Source organism: Pseudomonas sp. RL_15y_Pfl2_60 (genome assembly GCF_963970595.1).
In the GTDB taxonomy this organism is placed as follows: domain Bacteria; phylum Pseudomonadota; class Gammaproteobacteria; order Pseudomonadales; family Pseudomonadaceae; genus Aquipseudomonas.
This window is the reverse complement of record NZ_CAXAOE010000001.1, coordinates 175,043-192,781: the sequence shown is the minus strand read 5'-3', so window position 1 is coordinate 192,781 and position 17,739 is coordinate 175,043. Positions and strand designations below refer to the sequence as shown.

Genomic DNA, 17,739 nt, shown 5'->3' with positions numbered 1-17,739 from the left:
TTCTTCAGCACAGTTTCGTTTTTCTAGTAGCGCCAGGCGAAATGAAGTAGATAAACGCCAGCATTGATTATCTGATAGTTGGGTTGCGTATGAGAAGTTGCTTAGCAGGGAAGTTCGGCCAGTAATTTATTGGCCAGTTTCGGCCTTGCTTGAATTTTGCTACAGCAAAACAATTGTATATTCTAACCTGCTGAAATATATGGATATTTCTATTTAATCAACTCGATCCATCATCGGCGCAACGCTAAAGCGGCGGGATAGGGCGGGCGGTGTGGAGTCTGCTGCCGTGGGTGAAGCAATACGCATGGTGATATTCCATCAGTGCTGGGTAAAGGCTGTGCAGGGCAGCATAAGAGTATGGATATCAAGGTTGATGTATCCGGAAACAATGTAGCCAAGGCCCGCGGTCGTACAAGTCCGGGGAATGGGTGAACATCCTGGCTCTCGTTGTTGTCTCTTTGCAGCAACTGGGAACTATACTACTTTTGGTCCAGTCGCTCCTTAAGTAGGAGCCTTGCGCAGCATGTGATTTATCAGTCCGACGGATAGTTCTTGTCCGCGTAACAGCAAACGGAGTTTGAGATTTATGAAGTATAGAGTTGGCTACACCCTAATCGCCCTGGCCCTCAGCGCTTCTCTGGCAGGGATAAGCCATGCGGCAGAAAATTCAGCAGGTAAGACTGCAACGCAAGTAGCGGGCATACCTGCCGGCACAGTGATCACGCCCGCCAGTGCTGCGGTTATCGCCCAGGACACCTATCTTTGGGGATGGCCACTGGTTAATGCATTTAATCGTCGCGCCTCTTTCGCCTCTGCACCTAAACCGGGCTTGGTTGGTGGTATTTTGCCAGCCGCGCCGACTGGTTATGTTGCCATGCTGAGTAACTATATTTCGCCAGAGCAACGTTGGGTCGCACACCCCAATCAAGATGTTGTTTACGGCTTTGGCTATGCCGCAGTAGACGATGACCCTGTTGTGCTGCAAGTTCCAGATTTCGGTGATCGTTATTGGGTCTATGCGTTGTATGACGCTCGCAGCGAAGAGTTCTCGCAGATTGGTAAGCAATACGGCACCAAGCCTGGTAACTACTTGGTTGTGGGGCCTAATTGGAAAGGCACCGTTCCTGATGGCATTACTGCTGTAATCAAAGCGCCGACTGAGCTGGTTGCGATGGGGCCGCGGGTGTTTATGGATGACAGCAGTGAAGATCGTAAAGCAGTACAGACAGTGCTCAACGGTATGTCGATCTATCCACTGAGCACCTATGACGGCAAGATCAAAAAAATGGATTGGAAAAACCTGCCGCATTTCCCTGCCGGTGAGAAGACCTCGACAGAAACATCTTGGGTCGATCCTGCCAAGTTCTTCGATCAACTCCCTGAAGTTTTGGCCAAGGTTCCTCCATTAGCGGGTGAAGAAAGTCGCTATGCGATGATGAAAGCCTTGCTCGAAGCCTCTAAAGATCCGGCTGTGAAAGAGGCAATGGTCAAGGCGGCGACTGAGGCAGAAGAGAAGGTTGTTTCTCCGTTGTTTAGTTTTCGTACCAATGGATCGGTTTTGCCCAACGGTTGGAACTCGCCCACTAATGTTGCCCGGTGGGGTAACGATTACCTGACACGCCTCGCCACGGCAAAGTCTAATATGTACACCAATCAGCCGGAGGAGACGCGCTACTTCTTCTTAGAGGTCGACAGCAGTAATCAGCGCCTGCATGGTGATAATCGCTACACCGTGACCTTCGCCAAGGGGCAGACGCCTCCAGTCAATGGTTTCTGGTCGTTAACCATGTATGACCCGCAACACTTCTTTGCGCCTAACAATATGGAGCGTTACTCGGTTGGCACCAAGAACGTTAAGAACATGAAGTTTAATGCAGATGGTTCGCTGACCATCTACATCCAGCACGATTCACCAGGTAAAGACAAGGAAGCCAACTGGTTGCCGGCGCCTGAGTCTGAGTTCGAAATGACGATCCGCACCTATTGGCCAAAACCTGAAGTGCTCAGTGGTAAGTGGACGCCACCAGCAGCAGTTCAAGTTAAATAGCAACAGAGAGACGAGATAAGCCGCTTACTTCTTACTTGAAGTGGGCGGCTTTTTCTTGCTGTGCTGGTTGGGCGAAAAGCCTGGCAAGAATACAAAGAACCTGAGGTTGAACAGCGATAACCAAAACACGGGAATATAGTGTTTCTCTGGTTTGGACGGTGTGTAAGCGGTACAGCAATTAAAGCAAGTGCAGTGACTACTTCATGCCGCTCATCAGTCCTCTGCGGGAGTGACTGAGTCTTGTGTGGCTTGAGCAGCAAGTTTCAGCCGGTCTGCCTTGCTAACGTAAGTGGATTTTTTTCGTGGTGCCTTTTTAGCGTTAGCCTTTTTGGCATGGGCTTCTAGTAGCTGCTTGATTTTTTTCCGACGATTCATGGTTTTTCTACTTGATGTGTAAGTTATTCAACGGTCACTACTCAATCAGTGCCTGTTTCTAGCCCTGTTGCACGATGAATGCAATCAGCCTGTGTTTGCTGACCGGGCTAGCTGTCTGCGCCCAATATGCCGAGTAATTCATACGCCACCTTAACCCGGCTCGGGATTGGGTAGTTCTTGTTAGCCAGCAGAACAATGCCGATTTGCTTGGCCGGTATATAGACGACGTAGGCACCGAAGCCATTGGTTGAACCGGTTTTGTTTATCAAGGAATTGACCTGAGGCGGACGGGGTGACTTAAACCAGTTGGCTTTATGTGGCTCAAGTGCCATCTGTGCTGAATTCCCCTCCAGCAATGTATTTAGCGCAACCGGATATTGGTAAAGCTCCCAGCCCAGGCTTTGGATAAGCGGCCCGGCTTGGTAGTAGCCAGTGTGCGTCAAGTTGATCGCCTGTTGCAGTGCAGAGTCGAGTTTCTGTGGCTGCAGGTTCATGCGAACAAAGTGCAGCATGTCCTTGGCTGTAGTCTTCACGCCATAGGCTTGCGATGCCATCGCGCCCGGGCCAACTCTGGCGGGGCTATTATCCTTTGTATAGCCTTGGGCGTAGCGGCTCATGTGCTCTTGTGGAACCTGGATGTAGCTGCTCTTGAGGCCCAGCTTGGGGAACAGCGTTTTTTCCATCAGGTCGTCAAAAGGTTGTCCAAGGCTTTCGGCAGCCGCGTAACCAAACAGGCCCAGGCTTGGGTTCGAATACAGCCGTTGTTCGGAGGGCGCAAAGCTAGGCTGCCACTGTTGGTAATAGCCCATCATTTTGTCCGAGGCGTCGGCTTCACTCGGAAACTGCAATGGCAGCCCGCCAGCGGTGTAGGTTCCCAAGTTAAGCACGCTGATATGGTCAAAAGCGCTGCCCTGTATCTGCGGCACGTAATGGCTGGCGTTGGTCGACAAGGATAACTTGCCTTTGGCGACGGCGTAGCCGGCGAGTGTCGCGGTGAAGGTCTTGCTGATCGAGCCGATTTCAAAGAGGGTGTCGGGCGTTACCGGCTGATTATCGGCTTTGGATGCAACACCGTAGCTGAAATAATGCGCCTTGCCATCGACGAGCACCGCCACGGCCATTCCGGGAATGCCCTGGCTTTGCATCAGCGGCTGGATAACCGAATCTACAGAGGTTTTCAGTGTGTTCGATGAAGTCTGCGCGGCAAGGCAGTTACCGGCACCCAAGGTCCATAAGGCGCTGGTTAACAGGGCAACTGCAAAGCGATTTTTACTGAGCATGTTCTCGCAAGTCTCCATTCATTACTGAGCTGATCAATGCAGCCATATTGACTCTTGCCAGCAGGGCAGGTGGGTAAATCATCGTCTATTTAGCCTGTTAACCCAAGCCTTCGAGCAAATGTGCAACACTGGAATTTGAACAAACCAATAATGGAAGCGGTATGCAAAATATTGGGGTTTTGGGAGTAGGGGCGCTCACTGAGAAGGTCGTCCGCGGCTTGCGGCGCAGTGGCTACAGCGGCGCCATAAGGCTGTCTCCGCGTAACCAGCAACGTGCGCAGGCATTGTCTGAAGCGTCTGGCTGCCACGTGATGCCAGACAACCAATCAGTGATTGATCACTCGGATATTCTTATCCTTGGCGTTCGCCCTGACGTCGTTGAGCAGCTTGCTGAAGAAGTAAGGCTCGCGCCTGGTAAAACCCTGATCTCGCTGGTCGCGGGCATGAAGCTCGCTGCCTTGGCGCAACACTTTCCCGGGGCGCAAGTGGTTCGGGTGATGCTTTCCTATGCGGCCGAGATCAATAGCACCACGGTTGTCATCCATCCACGTAACGACCATGTTCAGGAGTGTATGGCGCCATTGGGAACCACAGTGGTTATGGACGACGAGGCTGCTTTTGAACTGGCGACTGTCGCGGCTTGCATGAATGGCTGGTTTTATTTCTGGCTACAGGATCTTCAGCAATGGTTTGTTGATCAAGGGTTGCCAGAAGCCCAGGCAAAGCAGTTGGTTCTTAGCAATATGCAGGACTGCCTTGCCAGCGCTCAACACAATCCCGATGCAGACTTGGCATCCATGGGCAATGCTATCGCGTCCCCGGGCACGTTCACCGCAAGGGGTGTTGAGTTGCTTCGAAATCATGAGATGAGCCGACCTTGGTCCACCGCGTGCGACGCGACGCTGCAATGGCTTACGGCAGATGCAAGTGACAGTGTTGAATGATGACGATGCCCTGGGTTGCAGGGCATCGGTAAACGGGTCTACATCCAGCCTTGTTCTTTGTAGTAACGCACTGCGCCTTCATGCAGAGGTGCAGTAAGGCCGACTTTGATCATGTCTTGTGCCTTGAGGTCCTTGAACGCTGGGTGCAAGCGCTTAAAGCGTTCAATATTGTCGAACACCGATTTAACCAACTGGTAGACCAGTTCTGGGTCGGTGGTCGACATGGTTGCCAGTACAGCTTTGCCGCCAATCGAGGGTACCGGCTTGTCGACACCTGGATAAATGCCAGCAGGGATACTTTCCTTGCTGAAGTAAGGGGCTTTGCTCAATAGTTTGTCGATCGCAGGGCCTGTGACCGGAATAAGCTGAGCATCGACATTGACCAAGGCTTCCTGGATTGCGCCGCTTGGATGGCCAACCACATAGGTAATGGCATCCAGGTTGTTGTCGCCGAGCGCCGCCGCCATCTCTGCAGGCTTGAGTTCAGCCGCAAGGGAGAAGCTGGCGTTTGTCCAACCTTCAGCGGCCATGACTTCATCGACTGTATCTCGGCTACCCGAGCCAGGCACACCAATGTTTACGCGCTTGCCCTTGAGGTCTTCGACGGTATTGATGCCGCTGTCTTTGCGGGCGACGATGGTCAGGATCTCGCTTTGCAGCGAGAAGAGTGCGCGTAGCTTGGTTTGTGGGCCGAGCTTATCGAAAGGCGCTAGACCTTTCTGGGCCTTGTATTGGTGGTCGGACTGGATAAAGCCAAAGTCATATTCACCGCCATTGAGCGCGACAATATTGCTTACGCTGCCTGCCGTTGAGGTGGCGTTGCATTTGATGGGTGGCTGCACGTCTGCGCGATTGAGAAACCTGCAGATGGATTGGCCACCGGTGTAATACACACCGGTTTGCCCACCGGTGCCAATGGTTACATAGCGTTCTGCTGCGAAGGTTGGGGCGGCCAGACAGAGTCCGGCTAGCGCACTGATAAGAAACCGGGTTTTGTTATTTTTCATCGGTATGTCCTCTCGTTTTAATAATAGGAACAGCGTTTTGTTGTGTTCAGTTTCAACGCTCTAAATGAGCAAGGCCTACTGCGTTTAAACAGACTCATAAACCCCGCCTGTAAGCATTTGCCGCGCCACAGGCTGGGCTGGCTTATTGCTTACGGGCGGCAATAACCATAATTTCAACCAGCACGTCACCTGAGGCCAAGCGCGCTTCAACGGTTGCCCGGGCTGGCGCGCAGCCTTGTGGCAGCCAGTTGATCCACTCCTTGTTCATCGCTGCAAAATCTTGCTCAATGTCTTTTAGCCATATTTGTGCACTTAACAATTGGCCGCGATCAGAGCCCGCTTCTGCCAGCAAACTGTCGATTTTGGCCAAAACTTCAAGGGTTTGACCCGCCACATCAAGCGAGCGGTTCGTGGGGACTTGGCCTGACAAAAATACCAGTTCGCCAAAGCTTACGGCGCCTGACAAGCGGTCATTGGTTTGCATGCGTTGGATATTCATAAAGTTCCCTATTACGTGATGATGACTGAGTTATGTACGCGTGAGACCGTCCAGAGCGATCGGGGCGGGTGAGCCGGCAATCAGGTGCGCCAACACGTCGGCACTGCCGCAGGCAAGGGTAAAACCCAGGCTGCCATGACCCAGGTTTAGCCAGAGGTTGTTGATGCCACTGGCCCCAAGCCAAGGTGTGCCTTGCGGAGTGGCCGGGCGTAGTCCTGCCCAAGGCGTTGCTGTCTCGAAGTCGCCAGCCTCGGGAAAGCTACGGGCAGCGAGGTCGCGTAATTGCTTGATTCGACTGGCATCTAGCTGGCTATCCCAGCCGCCGACATCAACCATGGCCGCGACTCGAAGTTGGTCGTCCAGGCGGGCGTAAACGACTTTGTTGTCGTAGTCGGTAACGTTGGTTTCAGGCACCGCTTTGGCGTTATTGAGTTGCAGGCTGAGGCTGTAGCCCTTGAGCGGGTAGAGCGGTACATCAATACCCAGGGGCTTGAGCAACGCAAGGCTATGAACGCCTGCCGCGACCACAAGATGATCCACCAGATGGTCATCGCCGCCATTCAATTGCAGCGCCTTGACCTTGCCATTGCTGATGCGCAAGCCTTTAACGTCGTAGTTGGCGTGCAGCTTGAATGCGCTATTGGCTTGAAGTCGTTTAAGCAATTGCTGGCAGAATCGATAACAGTCGCCGACTTCATCCCCGGGTGCGTAAACGCCGCCGAGCAGTTCATTGGCAATCCCAGCAAGTGCGGGCTCGGTATTCAGGCACTGCTCAGCGCTGAGTAGCTGGCGGTTATCGTCCTCAGGCGCCTTGTTCGCTTTGGCCCAGCTAGCAGGGGTGCGGTAAACCACCAGCTTGCCGTTTGAGCGCCAGCCGAAGTCATCGAGTTCGTCTTGTTCGCGCCAAGTACTCAGTGTTTCTTGGCTGTGCAGGGCCAAGCGCAACAAGTGGGCTGTGTTGCGTTGGTTGACCGAGCGCCTGCACGCCGCCAGAAATTGCAGGCACCAGCGCCATTGCTGCAGATTGAATTGCGGTTTGAAGCGCAGGGGCGCGTCGCTGCGTAACATCCAGCTCAGCGCCTCCAGTGGCACACCTGCATCGGCCAGCGGAGATACATAGCGATAACTAAGCTGGCCACCATTGGCGAAGCTAGTCTCCAGCCCGACCTCGTCACGTCGCTCAATCAAATCGACCTCATGACCTTGGCGTATTAGGGCATAGGCTGTCGTTAAGCCAATGACGCCTCCTCCGATCACCGCGACTCGCATGCATACACCTCATACCAAATTGATTTTCAGGGTATGTAAATGCATTGGCTTGAAACCAATGAAAGATTGCAGGTAGCCCATAACCAAAAGCTATGCTATTGCCCTGTACTTGGAGGAACACAGCATGCACCTGCGTCATATCGAAGTGTTTCAGGCCATTTTGCAAACCGGCAGCGTCACTGCGGCCGCAGATTTGTTAAATATTTCTCAGCCGGCAGCCAGCAAAGCGTTGAAGCATGCAGAGCAGCAGCTGGGTTTTAGGTTATTCAATCGCGTGCGCGGCAAGTTGGAGCCAACTGTTGAGGCGAGAATCCTGCGCAACAAGACTGAAAGCCTGTCGGCGGACTTGCAAAGCCTGCGGCGCTTGGCTGGCAATCTCAGGCGAGGGGCAGAAGATAGCCTGCGCCTGGTCTCTACTCCGGCCCTGGCGCAGCAGCTTTTACCTTTGGCGTTGAGCCAATGGCGTGAGCGGCACGCAGGCGTCAATTGCGAGTTGGCGACCCAGCACTCTGCCGAGATGATCCAGCGCTTGTTATTGCGCGAGGCGGATATTGGCTTGACCTTGCAGCTTGTTGAGCACCCGGGCTTGCAGTGCAAGGTGCTTGCCCTGGGCTGCATGCAGTTGATCGCCCCCGCAGGGAGTTGGAGTCAAGAGCAGTGCATGGAGCCGGTTTATTTGCAGGACCTTGCTGGCGCGGTGCTGATTGGCTTGGATACGCGCGATGCCTTGGGCGGCTTGATAGGCGAACACCTCCGCGCGCTGCAACCTGCACCACAAATCAATACCTGGGTTCAGACCTATCAACTGGCGGGTGCCTTGGTCACTGCGGGGCAGGGCATGGCCTTGGTCGACCCGCTGACGGCAAGAGTTGCAGCCATGGGCGGCGCTCAGGTGCGTGTGCTTGAGCCAAACCTGATGGTTGGCCTGTATCTCTTGCGCCGAGCGGGCGAAGAGTGTCCTAAGTCTCAGCAAGCGTTGATCGAACAGATCAGCCAAGTCGCGGATCGGCTGATGAGTGAAAGAAACCTTGGCTAGACTTCTTATTACGGTTAATGGGTTCGCTGAAATAGATAGCATGTTTGAGTAAGGCCGCTTGACCGCAGTTTGTTGTGGGGCAAGCGCATTTATTGCGCAGGCGAGGCTGCTGGTTGCGCAAACAGAGCCTTTTCAGCAGCGGTTTATTTTAAGTTCACGGCGATGAACCCTTGCTTGTTGATTTAGTCATAAAGTGAAATAAATCGAGAGGTAAGCGTCATGAGTAAAGGTTCCGTTTTTCGTCGACTAGCAGCAAGCCTGGCAGTATTCCATCTGCTGATGGTGGCCCAGGTGCCGCTGGCCAATGCATCGATGATCGGCACTTCTGAAGTCTTGGCTGAACATCAGCAACAAGTTGATCGCCAGCAGTTGCTGAGCATGCTCGATGAGCAAGGTGTGCAGGATAAATTGCACAGCCTCGGAGTTGATCGCAACACTGTTGAAAAACGCATCAATAGCCTGACCAATGCTGAGTTGGCCCAGTTCAACCAGCAACTGGATCAGGCGCCTGCGGGCAGCGGTGTTATCGGTATTATCGTGTTGTTCTTTGTGATCTTCATCGTTACCGATATGCTCTGCGCTACCGACATCTTCAGTTTTGTGAAATGTATAAATCGATAATCAGGCTATTGGTTCCAAGCGTACTCACTATCATCCTTTCAGCTTGTGCGCAGTCTCCGGTGTTATCACCGCAGACTGCGCAGTTGCCTGAACGGGTTGAACTCAGTGATGTCCCTTTTTTCCCGCAAACCAAGTACCAGTGTGGCCCGGCAGCGTTGTCGACCATGCTGAATCAGCGGGGCGTGGCAACCAGCCCCGGTTTGCTCAAGGACCAGGTTTACATTCCAGGTCGCGAAGGCAGCCTGCAGATAGAAATGGTGGCAGCTGCGCGGGCGCACGACATGCTGGTGTATCCGCTGCAGCCAAAGCTGGAGTCAATACTGAGCGAAGTTGCTGCCGGTAATCCGGTGTTGGTGCTGCAGAACATGGCGTTTGACTGGTATCCGCAGTGGCACTTTGCGGTGGTTGTCGGCTTTGATTTGCGTGCCAAAACCCTGATTCTGCGCTCCGGCACGACGCGTCGCTGGATCACCGATTTCGCCGGATTTGATGAAAGCTGGGCGCGTGCCAAGCGTTGGGCGGTGGTGACAATGCCGCCCAACAAGTTGCCTGCCAATCCAGCGTTGCAAACTTGGTTGAAGGCGGCGAGTGATCTTGAGGAGACTGATCACAAGCAGGCAGCCCTGAGCGCTTATCGCACAGCAACACGGCAGTGGCCGAATGAAGCGCTGACCTGGTTTGCCATGGCCAACAGTCGTCATGCCAGCGGGGATGTTGCGGGGGCAGAGGCGGACCTGCGCAAAAGTGTGCAGCACAAACCGGACTTTGCTGCCGGCTGGTTCAACCTGTCTCAGGTCTTGGCCGAGCGCGGCTGTGGCCAGCAAGCGGCGCAGGCGCAGGCGTGCGCAAAACAGCTGGCACCCAAGGATGAGCGCTTTAGCTCGCCATTGAAGGTTGCTACCCAGGCGACGGGGCAGTGCTCGGTATTACAGGCTTGCTCAGCTACGCACTAGTGTTTTGAGCGCTATAAAAAACGGCGCCAATTGGCGCCGTTTTTTGTTGGCAGTGCTTAGAAACCAAGCCTGTCACGCAGGCTGTAATACCAAGCGCCCATTGCCGTGAAGGGTACGCGCAGCAAGCGGCCACCTGGGAATGGGTAATGCGGTAGCCCAGCAAAGGCATCAAAGCGCTCCGCTTGGCCGCGCAGCGCTTCGCCGAGCACTTTGCCCGCAAGGTGGGTGTAGGTGACACCGTGTCCGCTGCAGCCTTGTGAATAGTAAATGTTATCGCCAATACGGCCGACTTGCGGCAAACGCGAAAGGGTCAGGAGGAAGTTACCGGTCCAGGCATAGTCAATCTTCACGTCCTTAAGCTGCGGGAAGGTTTTGATCATGTTCGGACGAATGATGGCCTCGATATTGGCCGGATCGCGAGCGCCGTAAACCACACCGCCACCAAAGACCAGGCGCTTGTCGCCTGTCAGGCGGTAGTAATCGAGCAGGTAGTTGCAGTCTTCTACGCAATAGTCTTGCGGCAGGATGCTTTTGGCCATTTCATCTGACAGTGGCTCGGTGGCAATAACTTGAGTGCCGCACGGCATCGATTTTGCGCTGAGTTCGGGCATCAGGTCGCCCAAATATGCGTTACCTGCGACCACCACAAACTTTGCCTTGATGCGGCCTTTTGGCGTGTGCACCACGGGATTTGCGCCACGCTCTATGCGTGTAGCTGGCGATTGTTCGTAAATAACACCGCCCAAGGACTCAACAGCCGCAGCTTCGCCCAATGCCAGGTTCAGGGGGTGGATGTGCCCGCCGCTCATGTCGAGCATGCCACCGACATAGTTGTCTGTGGCAACCACTTCACGAATGCGCTTGGCGTCCATCAACTCCAGCTGCGTGTGGCCGTAGCGTTCCCAGAGCTTCTTTTGCGACTCAAGGTGGGCCATGTGCTTGCTGGTATTGGCCGCAAAAACACCGCCGTCCTTGAGGTCGCACTGGATGTTGTACTTGGCGACTCGTTCACGAATGATGCGACCGCCTTCGAATGCCATCTGGCCAAGTAGTTGCGCTTGCTTGGGGCCAACGCTGCGCTCGATTACGTCGATATCGCGGCTGTAGCTATTAACAATCTGGCCGCCGTTACGGCCGGAGGCGCCAAAACCGACTTTTGCAGCTTCGACAATGCAGACTTTGAAGCCATTTTCGAGCAACGAGATTGCAGTCGATAACCCCGTGTAGCCAGCGCCAACAATGCACACGTCAGTTTCGACGTCACCATTGAGTTCAGGGCGGGCAGGGACGGGATTCGCGGAAGCCGCGTAATAGGATTGTGGATATTCCGTGTGCGCCATTTTGCAACCTCTGTTGTTTATTTTTTACGAATACTCAGATGCTACCCGAGTTGAAAATGCCCGGCTAGTGGTCTTTAAGAAATCTTCAACAGCCCTTTTATGGCTAAAAAATGCCTTTATTCAGTCGGTTAGCGAAAAAACTATTGACAGTTTTGCGCTCGGACGTAGAATGCGCACCCATTGCAGGCACATAGCTCAGTTGGTTAGAGCACCACCTTGACATGGTGGGGGTCGTTGGTTCGAATCCAATTGTGCCTACCAAACAAACCGCTCTAGGGCGGTACTTAGAAGGGCAACTCGAAAGGGTTGCCCTTTTTTGTTTTGGGAATATTTTGGGCAAACGATTTGCGATTTAAAATCTTAAGCCCGGCAGATACCTTCTGGAAAACCACTGATTTTTCGGTGTGCCTGTGCCGGTAGCGCGCACTCGTTCTCGTTCTCGTTATAGCTTGATGCACTGGTGTCAGGAGTTGAGTGCTGGTTTGATGGGGCTGACTGTTGCTCGCATCATGCGGGTACGGCCTTGGTGAGGCTCGCCTGACTCAATTTTGTTGAATGCGCTGAGGTCGAGGCCAGACCTTGGATGCAGTCATCCAAAGTCTGGCTGCGTAGAGCGGGTTACTTGGCGTCGATAAATGGCAGGGTCCCGTTGGGCAGGACTGTGGTTGGAAGCACACCATTCCATCTTTCTGCCTTAGTCAGTTCCACGAGGTTTTGATTGCTCGCCAGGGCCTGGGCGCGGGCCTTGATTGCATCCGCTTCAGCTTCGCCGCGCAGACGAGTTGCTTCTGCATCGGCTTTGGCCTGGGCAACTTTGGAGTCAGCTTCAGCTTGAGCTTGGGTTACGCGGATCTGCGCTTGAACCTGCTCGGTGGCCAGCATTTGTTCGCGGGTCTTGACTTCCACCTCGGCTTTCATGCGTTGGGCAATTGAGCGTTCATAGTCATCGCTGAAGTCCATGTTCTCGACTTGAACACTGTCGATGACCACTGGCCCCTTGATTGACTCGGTGATTGCCTTGGAGACATCGGCACCAAACCGACCGCGTTGCTGTACTGCGGTTACCGCGTTGTATTGGCCGAATACATTTTCGATTTGCGTGCCTACCTGGCGAGATATCAGTCGGGTCAAGAGCCCGTCAAGATCCTTGTATTGGGTGTAGACCTTGGCCACTTCACTGGCTGGGACATGCCAAGAAATCGATACGTTCAGCTCGGCGGTTTGCTGATCCTTGCTGTACGCCTGAACCTTGTTAAAAGTGGTGGCTTGGCTTTGGATGGAGATGAAGCTCACTGATTCAATAAAGGGCATCTTGAACGATAGGCCTGGATCAACGATCCCGACCAGTGCGCCGTTGCGCAATAGAACACCGCGCTCAGTTTCATCAACGGTGTACCAGCTTCCAAACAGGACGCCAAGTACCAGAAGGCCAACCACAAAGGCGACTACATAACCAATGATGGATTTGGGTTTTAGTTCAATGGGGTTCATCTTAATTCCCTTTATTAGTCGTTTTGGCAGAATGAGCAGGTTTCAGTCTGGAAGGTCGATCGATGCAGCAGTGCACTGTTTCATACCTGTTCGCCGGGCTGTGCTTCCGTTGCCTACGCCTGCGGTGGCGCAGGGTACTGAAGTTTGCTTTTGTCGTCGATGCGTTTGGTTTGAGTTGTGAGGCAGGTCGCTGCGCATCTCATGCCTGATGCGGCTTGAGGTGATTGATGTGCAGGCTGGATAATCTGAAAACTGCCATGAGCATTAGGTTTTAATGTTATAGTGCGGCCCTGACTGCGACGGCATATCTTTTTCTTTGCGTTTCAGTCGTCTAGGTGTGCTTGCAGGCGTTTTCAGCAATGCTGGCGGGTATGCTTAAAGGTAATTACTAAAATGGTCGCTTAGGCGGCCGTTTTTTGTGTTGTATGTTCACGTTTTTCGTTACGTAAACCTCCAGTGACTGCGGTTCGATCAGGTCGGCTTAATGCCGCTGCCATAGTAAGGCAGGAATTCCGCCGAATCGCTTACTGGCTCATCCCAACCCATGTGGCCTTTGGTAGAGGTCACCACTAGGAGAGGAGGCGCCATGCCCATCATTACTCTTCCCGACGGCAGTCAACGTCCATTCGATCACCCGGTATCCGTACTTGAGGTGGCGCAATCTATCGGTGCAGGTCTGGCTAAAGCCACTGTTGCCGGCAAGGTTGACGGTAAGCTGGTTGATGCCTGTGATCTGATCGATCACGACGCAACGCTGCAGATCATCACGCCAAAAGACCAAGAGGGCGTTGAGATAATCCGCCACTCGTGTGCGCATTTGGTCGGTCATGCGGTTAAGCAGTTGTTCCCGGAAGCCAAGATGGTGATCGGTCCGGTCATTGATGACGGCTTTTACTACGATATCGCTTCGCCACGTCCTTTTACTTTGGAAGACGTAGCGGCGATCGAAAAGCGCATGCAGCAGTTGATCGAAAAAGATTACGACGTGATCAAAAAGGTCACGCCGCGCGCTGAAGTCATTGAGCTGTTCAAGTCCCGCGGCGAAGATTACAAGCTGCGTCTGGTCGAGGACATGCCTGACGAACAGTCGATGGGCCTGTACTTCCACGAAGAATATGTCGACATGTGCCGTGGCCCGCACGTGCCGAACACGCGTTTTCTCAAAGCCTTCAAGCTGACCAAGTTGTCGGGCGCCTACTGGCGTGGCGATGCCAAGAACGAGCAATTGCAGCGCGTATACGGCACCGCTTGGGCGGATAAAAAGCAGTTGGCTGCTTATATCCAGCGCATTGAAGAAGCTGAAAAACGCGATCACCGCCGCATCGGCAAGCAGCTTGACCTGTTCCACCTGCAGGAAGAAGCGCCGGGCATGGTGTTTTGGCATGCCAATGGCTGGACCCTGTATCAGGTGATCGAGCAATACATGCGTCAGGTGCAGCGTGAGCACGGTTACCAAGAGATCAAGACGCCACAAGTGGTAGATCGTATTCTGTGGGAGAAGTCCGGGCACTGGACCAACTACGCGGAAAACATGTTCACCACTGAGTCGGAAAGCCGCGATTACGCGATCAAGCCAATGAACTGCCCGTGCCATGTGCAGGTGTTCAACCAGGGCTTGAAGTCTTACCGTGACCTGCCGCTGCGCTTGGCTGAGTTTGGCGCCTGCCACCGCAATGAGCCGTCTGGCGCGCTGCATGGCATTATGCGTGTACGCGGCTTTACCCAGGACGATGCGCATATTTTCTGCACCGAAGATCAGGTCAAGCAGGAAGCGGCTGACTTCATCAAGCTGACGCTGCAGGTCTATGCCGACTTCGGTTTCACTGACATCGCCATGAAGCTGTCTACACGACCGGCCAAGCGTGTGGGTGCTGAAGAGTTGTGGGATCGTGCTGAAGGTGCGCTGGCCGATGCTTTGAATGAGTCGGGTCTGGAGTGGGAATACCAGCCGGGCGAGGGGGCTTTCTACGGTCCGAAGATCGAGTTCACTCTCAAAGACTGCTTGGGTCGTAACTGGCAGTGCGGTACTTTGCAGTACGATCCAAACTTGCCAGAGCGTCTTGATGCCAGCTATATCGCCGAAGACAACAGTCGTCGTCGTCCGGTGATGTTGCACCGTGCAATTCTGGGTTCGTTCGAGCGTTTTGTCGGAATGTTGATCGAGCAATATGCTGGTGCATTTCCAGCGTGGCTTGCTCCAGTTCAGGCTGTGGTGATGAATATCACCGATAAACAGGCCGATTTTGCCCTTGAAGTGGAAAAAACTCTCAATCAAAGCGGCTTTCGTGCCAAGTCTGACTTGAGAAATGAAAAAATAGGCTTTAAAATCCGCGAGCATACTTTGCTCAAGGTTCCTTATCTCTTGGTTATTGGAGATAGGGAAGTTGAAACGCAAACTGTCGCCGTGCGTACCCGTGAAGGCACTGATCTGGGCTCAATGTCCCTATCCCAATTCGCTGATTTCGTTACGCAGGCGGTTTCCCGGCGTGGTCGCCAAGATTTGGAGTAATCACTATTAAGCGTGAAATGAGACAAGATAAACGAGCTGCACCCAAAGCGCCGATCAATGAGAATATCTCGGCACGCGAGGTTCGGTTAATAGGCGCTGAAGGCGAGCAGATTGGCATCGTCTCTATTGATGAAGCGCTACGCATAGCTGAAGAAGCTAAGCTGGATCTGGTTGAGATTTCTGCTGACGCTTTGCCCCCCGTATGTCGCATCATGGACTACGGCAAGCACCTGTTCGAAAAGAAGAAGCAGGTAGCAGCGGCGAAGAAGAACCAGAAACAAGTACAGATCAAAGAAATCAAGTTTCGTCCAGGGACGGAGGAAGGGGATTACCAGGTAAAACTACGCAACCTGGTACGTTTCCTTAGTGAGGGGGACAGGGCCAAGGTTTCATTGCGATTCCGTGGTCGTGAGATGGCGCATCAGGAGTTGGGCATGGAGTTGTTGAAGCGAGTTGAAGGTGACTTGCTTGAATACGGCACCGTTGAACAGCACCCGAAGATGGAAGGACGCCAGCTTATTATGGTCATCGCCCCCAAAAAGAAGAAGTAATCAACAGGGCACGGCAGGCCTTGCGATTATATTTATTAACTGAATGCGGAGTATCCGAACATGCCAAAAATGAAAACCAAGAGCGGTGCAGCGAAGCGCTTTCTGAAGACAGCTTCAGGCTTCAAGCACAAGCACGCTTTCAAGAGCCACATCCTGACCAAAATGTCCACTAAGCGTAAGCGTCATCTGCGCGGCAGCACCATGGTGCATCCGTCTGACGTGGCAAAAGTGGCGCGCATGCTGCGCGTTCGTTAATTCGGTTAGGTAGAGGAAATAACTCATGGCTCGTGTTAAGCGCGGCGTAATTGCTCGTAAGCGTCACAAAAAAATTCTGAAACTGGCTAAAGGCTACTACGGCGCACGCTCACGCGTATTCCGTGTTGCCAAGCAGGCTGTGATCAAGGCAGGCCAATACGCCTACCGCGACCGCCGTCAGCGGAAGCGTCAGTTCCGTGCCCTTTGGATCGCTCGTATCAACGCTGGCGCACGTGTAAACGGTCTGTCTTACAGCCGTTTCATTGCTGGCCTGAAAAAAGCGTCCATCGAGATCGACCGTAAGGTATTGGCTGATCTGGCAGTGAACGAAAAAGCGGCGTTTGCTGCGATTGTCGAGAAAGCGAAAGCCGAACTGGCTTAAGTCCCCGACAATCACCGGGCTCGCCCGGTGCAAGAGCGGGGTCAAGGGCAGTAGTCCTTGAACTCGTTCGAAACGTCACCGATAGGGGAAGAGCTTTAGCTCTTCCCCTATTTCGTATCTGGAGTCTGTAAATGGAAAATCTGGATGTGCTGGTCTCGCAAGCGCTTGAGGCCGTGCGCAACACCGATGATGTGAATGCCCTGGAGCAACTGCGGGTTCACTATTTGGGTAAAAAGGGCGAGTTGACTCAGGTGATGAAGACACTGGGCAGCCTGTCTGCAGAAGAGCGCCCGCAAGCCGGTGCTCTGATCAATGCGGCCAAAGAGCGTGTTCAGGAAGCCCTGAGCAGCCGCAAGGATCTTCTGGAAAACGCTGCGCTGAGCGCCAAGCTCGCCGCGGAACGTATCGATGTCACCCTGCCAGGCCGTGGCCAGACCTCGGGTGGCCTGCACCCGGTTACGCGCACCTTGGAGCGTGTTGAGCAGTTCTTTACTCGGATAGGCTACGGCATTGCTGAAGGCCCCGAGGTCGAGAACGACTATCACAACTTCGAGGCGCTCAACATTCCCGGCCACCATCCGGCGCGGGCAATGCATGACACCTTCTATTTCAACGCGAATATGTTGTTGCGCACCCATACCTCACCGGTACAGGTACGCACCATGGAGTCGCAGCAGCCACCGATCCGCATCGTTTGCCCAGGTCGTGTGTACCGTTGTGACTCGGATATCACCCATTCACCGATGTTCCATCAGGTTGAAGGGTTGCTGGTCGATGAGGGCATTAGCTTTGCCGACCTCAAAGGCACTATTGAAGAGTTTCTCCGTGTGTTCTTCGAGAAGCCGCTGGGCGTGCGTTTCCGTCCATCATTCTTTCCCTTCACTGAGCCATCGGCTGAAGTCGACATGCAGTGTGTGATGTGCAGTGGCAAAGGTTGCCGGGTGTGCAAGCAGACGGGTTGGCTTGAAGTGATGGGCTGCGGCATGGTTCATCCGAATGTTCTGCGCATGAGCGGCATCGACCCGGAAAAATACTCCGGCTTTGCATTTGGCATGGGTGTTGAGCGTCTGGCTATGCTGCGTTACGGCGTTAATGACTTGCGCCTGTTCTTCGATAACGACCTGCGATTCCTAGCGCAATTCCGCTAGCTCTACCGCTGTAAGTAGTTAATCGAATTGAT

General features: G+C 53.6%; 17 protein-coding genes and 1 tRNA gene. 11 read left to right on the top strand and 7 right to left on the bottom strand.

Annotation, left to right across the window (positions count from 1 at the left end; genetic code table 11):
- The first annotated feature begins 586 nt into the window (after nucleotides 1-586).
- A complete protein-coding gene (locus AACY26_RS00980) occupies nucleotides 587-2,047 on the top strand; it encodes a DUF1254 domain-containing protein (RefSeq protein WP_339510123.1) in 1,461 nt (486 codons plus the stop codon).
- A gap of 213 nt (nucleotides 2,048-2,260) precedes the next feature.
- Here the strand turns inward: AACY26_RS00980 and AACY26_RS00975 are convergent, their stop codons facing one another.
- Together AACY26_RS00975 and ampC are read right to left on the bottom strand one after the other, a co-directional pair.
- Nucleotides 2,261-2,422 (bottom strand): DUF2986 domain-containing protein, encoded by a 162-nt coding sequence (locus AACY26_RS00975; RefSeq protein ID WP_339510121.1) that lies wholly within the window; start codon nucleotides 2,420-2,422, stop codon nucleotides 2,261-2,263.
- Nucleotides 2,423-2,529: 107 nt separating this feature from the next.
- Nucleotides 2,530-3,702, bottom strand: coding sequence for a class C beta-lactamase (gene ampC, locus AACY26_RS00970; protein ID WP_339510119.1), 1,173 nt, complete (start codon nucleotides 3,700-3,702; stop codon nucleotides 2,530-2,532).
- Between the two features lie 161 nt (nucleotides 3,703-3,863).
- Between ampC and AACY26_RS00965 the strand changes: the two genes are divergently transcribed.
- Nucleotides 3,864-4,646 carry a pyrroline-5-carboxylate reductase family protein gene (locus tag AACY26_RS00965; RefSeq protein ID WP_339510117.1) on the top strand — a complete coding sequence of 261 codons (783 nt, stop codon included), beginning with the start codon at nucleotides 3,864-3,866 and terminating at the stop codon, nucleotides 4,644-4,646.
- Between the two features lie 38 nt (nucleotides 4,647-4,684).
- Here AACY26_RS00965 and AACY26_RS00960 read toward each other — a convergent pair whose 3' ends face one another.
- The 3 genes from AACY26_RS00960 to AACY26_RS00950 all read right to left on the bottom strand — a co-directional run bounded on the left by AACY26_RS00960 (nucleotide 4,685) and on the right by AACY26_RS00950 (nucleotide 7,421).
- On the bottom strand, nucleotides 4,685-5,653 hold the full coding sequence (locus AACY26_RS00960) for a TAXI family TRAP transporter solute-binding subunit (protein ID WP_339510114.1): 969 nt from the start codon (nucleotides 5,651-5,653) through the stop codon (nucleotides 4,685-4,687).
- Nucleotides 5,654-5,795: 142 nt separating this feature from the next.
- Nucleotides 5,796-6,152, bottom strand: a complete 357-nt coding sequence (locus tag AACY26_RS00955; RefSeq protein ID WP_339510111.1) for a RidA family protein — start codon at nucleotides 6,150-6,152, stop codon at nucleotides 5,796-5,798.
- A gap of 30 nt (nucleotides 6,153-6,182) precedes the next feature.
- Nucleotides 6,183-7,421 carry a D-amino acid dehydrogenase gene (locus AACY26_RS00950; RefSeq protein ID WP_339510109.1) on the bottom strand — a complete coding sequence of 413 codons (1,239 nt, stop codon included), beginning with the start codon at nucleotides 7,419-7,421 and terminating at the stop codon, nucleotides 6,183-6,185.
- A gap of 124 nt (nucleotides 7,422-7,545) precedes the next feature.
- Here AACY26_RS00950 and AACY26_RS00945 point away from each other — a divergent pair, with 124 nt between their 5' ends.
- The 3 genes from AACY26_RS00945 to AACY26_RS00935 all read left to right on the top strand — a co-directional run bounded on the left by AACY26_RS00945 (nucleotide 7,546) and on the right by AACY26_RS00935 (nucleotide 10,031).
- Nucleotides 7,546-8,457 (top strand): LysR family transcriptional regulator, encoded by a 912-nt coding sequence (locus tag AACY26_RS00945; RefSeq protein WP_339510107.1) that lies wholly within the window; start codon nucleotides 7,546-7,548, stop codon nucleotides 8,455-8,457.
- A 219-nt stretch (nucleotides 8,458-8,676) separates the two neighbouring features.
- A complete protein-coding gene (locus AACY26_RS00940; protein ID WP_010489108.1) occupies nucleotides 8,677-9,078 on the top strand; it encodes a PA2779 family protein in 402 nt (133 codons plus the stop codon).
- Nucleotides 9,063-10,031: a PA2778 family cysteine peptidase gene (locus AACY26_RS00935; RefSeq protein WP_339510103.1), complete on the top strand. Its 969-nt coding sequence runs from the start codon at nucleotides 9,063-9,065 to the stop codon at nucleotides 10,029-10,031. Before AACY26_RS00940 ends, AACY26_RS00935 begins: the two co-directional genes overlap by 16 nt.
- Before the next feature lie 56 nt (nucleotides 10,032-10,087).
- On the opposite strand, the gene AACY26_RS00930 is transcribed toward AACY26_RS00935, so the two are convergent.
- On the bottom strand, nucleotides 10,088-11,371 hold the full coding sequence (locus tag AACY26_RS00930; RefSeq protein WP_339510100.1) for an NAD(P)/FAD-dependent oxidoreductase: 1,284 nt from the start codon (nucleotides 11,369-11,371) through the stop codon (nucleotides 10,088-10,090).
- Between the two features lie 184 nt (nucleotides 11,372-11,555).
- Here AACY26_RS00930 and AACY26_RS00925 point away from each other — a divergent pair.
- Nucleotides 11,556-11,632: transfer RNA gene (locus AACY26_RS00925), tRNA-Val, on the top strand.
- Between the two features lie 357 nt (nucleotides 11,633-11,989).
- On the opposite strand, the gene AACY26_RS00920 is transcribed toward AACY26_RS00925, so the two are convergent.
- The gene (locus tag AACY26_RS00920; protein ID WP_339510098.1) at nucleotides 11,990-12,862 is read right to left on the bottom strand and encodes a prohibitin family protein; all 873 of its coding nucleotides are present in this window, start codon (nucleotides 12,860-12,862) and stop codon (nucleotides 11,990-11,992) included.
- 586 nt (nucleotides 12,863-13,448) lie between these two features.
- Here AACY26_RS00920 and thrS point away from each other — a divergent pair.
- The 5 genes from thrS to pheS all read left to right on the top strand — a co-directional run bounded on the left by thrS (nucleotide 13,449) and on the right by pheS (nucleotide 17,707).
- Nucleotides 13,449-15,371, top strand: coding sequence for a threonine--tRNA ligase (thrS, locus tag AACY26_RS00915; protein WP_339510096.1), 1,923 nt, complete (start codon nucleotides 13,449-13,451; stop codon nucleotides 15,369-15,371).
- Nucleotides 15,371-15,922, top strand: a complete 552-nt coding sequence (infC, locus tag AACY26_RS00910) for a translation initiation factor IF-3 (RefSeq protein WP_177408727.1) — start codon at nucleotides 15,371-15,373, stop codon at nucleotides 15,920-15,922. Before thrS ends, infC begins: the two co-directional genes overlap by 1 nt.
- 60 nt (nucleotides 15,923-15,982) lie before the next feature.
- Complete coding sequence (gene rpmI, locus AACY26_RS00905; protein ID WP_087517320.1) at nucleotides 15,983-16,177, top strand: 50S ribosomal protein L35; 195 nt, start codon at nucleotides 15,983-15,985, stop codon at nucleotides 16,175-16,177.
- Nucleotides 16,178-16,202: 25 nt separating this feature from the next.
- A complete protein-coding gene (gene rplT, locus AACY26_RS00900) occupies nucleotides 16,203-16,559 on the top strand; it encodes a 50S ribosomal protein L20 (protein ID WP_010489095.1) in 357 nt (118 codons plus the stop codon).
- Nucleotides 16,560-16,690: 131 nt separating this feature from the next.
- Nucleotides 16,691-17,707 (top strand): phenylalanine--tRNA ligase subunit alpha, encoded by a 1,017-nt coding sequence (pheS, locus tag AACY26_RS00895; protein ID WP_010489093.1) that lies wholly within the window; start codon nucleotides 16,691-16,693, stop codon nucleotides 17,705-17,707.
- Nucleotides 17,708-17,739: the final 32 nt, after the last annotated feature.

What these genes read in the sequence shown, in the direction of transcription:
- AACY26_RS00950 (WP_339510109.1), bottom strand. Translation starts at nt 7,421, where the DNA reads ATGCGAGTCGCGGTGATCGGAGGAGGCGTCATTGGCTTAACGACAGCC.
- AACY26_RS00920 (WP_339510098.1), bottom strand. Translation starts at nt 12,862, where the DNA reads ATGAACCCCATTGAACTAAAACCCAAATCCATCATTGGTTATGTAGTC.
- ampC (WP_339510119.1), bottom strand. Translation starts at nt 3,702, where the DNA reads ATGCTCAGTAAAAATCGCTTTGCAGTTGCCCTGTTAACCAGCGCCTTA.
- AACY26_RS00945 (WP_339510107.1), top strand. Translation starts at nt 7,546, where the DNA reads ATGCACCTGCGTCATATCGAAGTGTTTCAGGCCATTTTGCAAACCGGC.
- AACY26_RS00975 (WP_339510121.1), bottom strand. Translation starts at nt 2,422, where the DNA reads ATGAATCGTCGGAAAAAAATCAAGCAGCTACTAGAAGCCCATGCCAAA.
- pheS (WP_010489093.1), top strand. Translation starts at nt 16,691, where the DNA reads ATGGAAAATCTGGATGTGCTGGTCTCGCAAGCGCTTGAGGCCGTGCGC.
- rplT (WP_010489095.1), top strand. Translation starts at nt 16,203, where the DNA reads ATGGCTCGTGTTAAGCGCGGCGTAATTGCTCGTAAGCGTCACAAAAAA.
- AACY26_RS00960 (WP_339510114.1), bottom strand. Translation starts at nt 5,653, where the DNA reads ATGAAAAATAACAAAACCCGGTTTCTTATCAGTGCGCTAGCCGGACTC.
- AACY26_RS00930 (WP_339510100.1), bottom strand. Translation starts at nt 11,371, where the DNA reads ATGGCGCACACGGAATATCCACAATCCTATTACGCGGCTTCCGCGAAT.
- thrS (WP_339510096.1), top strand. Translation starts at nt 13,449, where the DNA reads ATGCCCATCATTACTCTTCCCGACGGCAGTCAACGTCCATTCGATCAC.
- AACY26_RS00940 (WP_010489108.1), top strand. Translation starts at nt 8,677, where the DNA reads ATGAGTAAAGGTTCCGTTTTTCGTCGACTAGCAGCAAGCCTGGCAGTA.
- AACY26_RS00935 (WP_339510103.1), top strand. Translation starts at nt 9,063, where the DNA reads ATGTATAAATCGATAATCAGGCTATTGGTTCCAAGCGTACTCACTATC.
- AACY26_RS00955 (WP_339510111.1), bottom strand. Translation starts at nt 6,152, where the DNA reads ATGAATATCCAACGCATGCAAACCAATGACCGCTTGTCAGGCGCCGTA.
- AACY26_RS00965 (WP_339510117.1), top strand. Translation starts at nt 3,864, where the DNA reads ATGCAAAATATTGGGGTTTTGGGAGTAGGGGCGCTCACTGAGAAGGTC.
- rpmI (WP_087517320.1), top strand. Translation starts at nt 15,983, where the DNA reads ATGCCAAAAATGAAAACCAAGAGCGGTGCAGCGAAGCGCTTTCTGAAG.
- AACY26_RS00980 (WP_339510123.1), top strand. Translation starts at nt 587, where the DNA reads ATGAAGTATAGAGTTGGCTACACCCTAATCGCCCTGGCCCTCAGCGCT.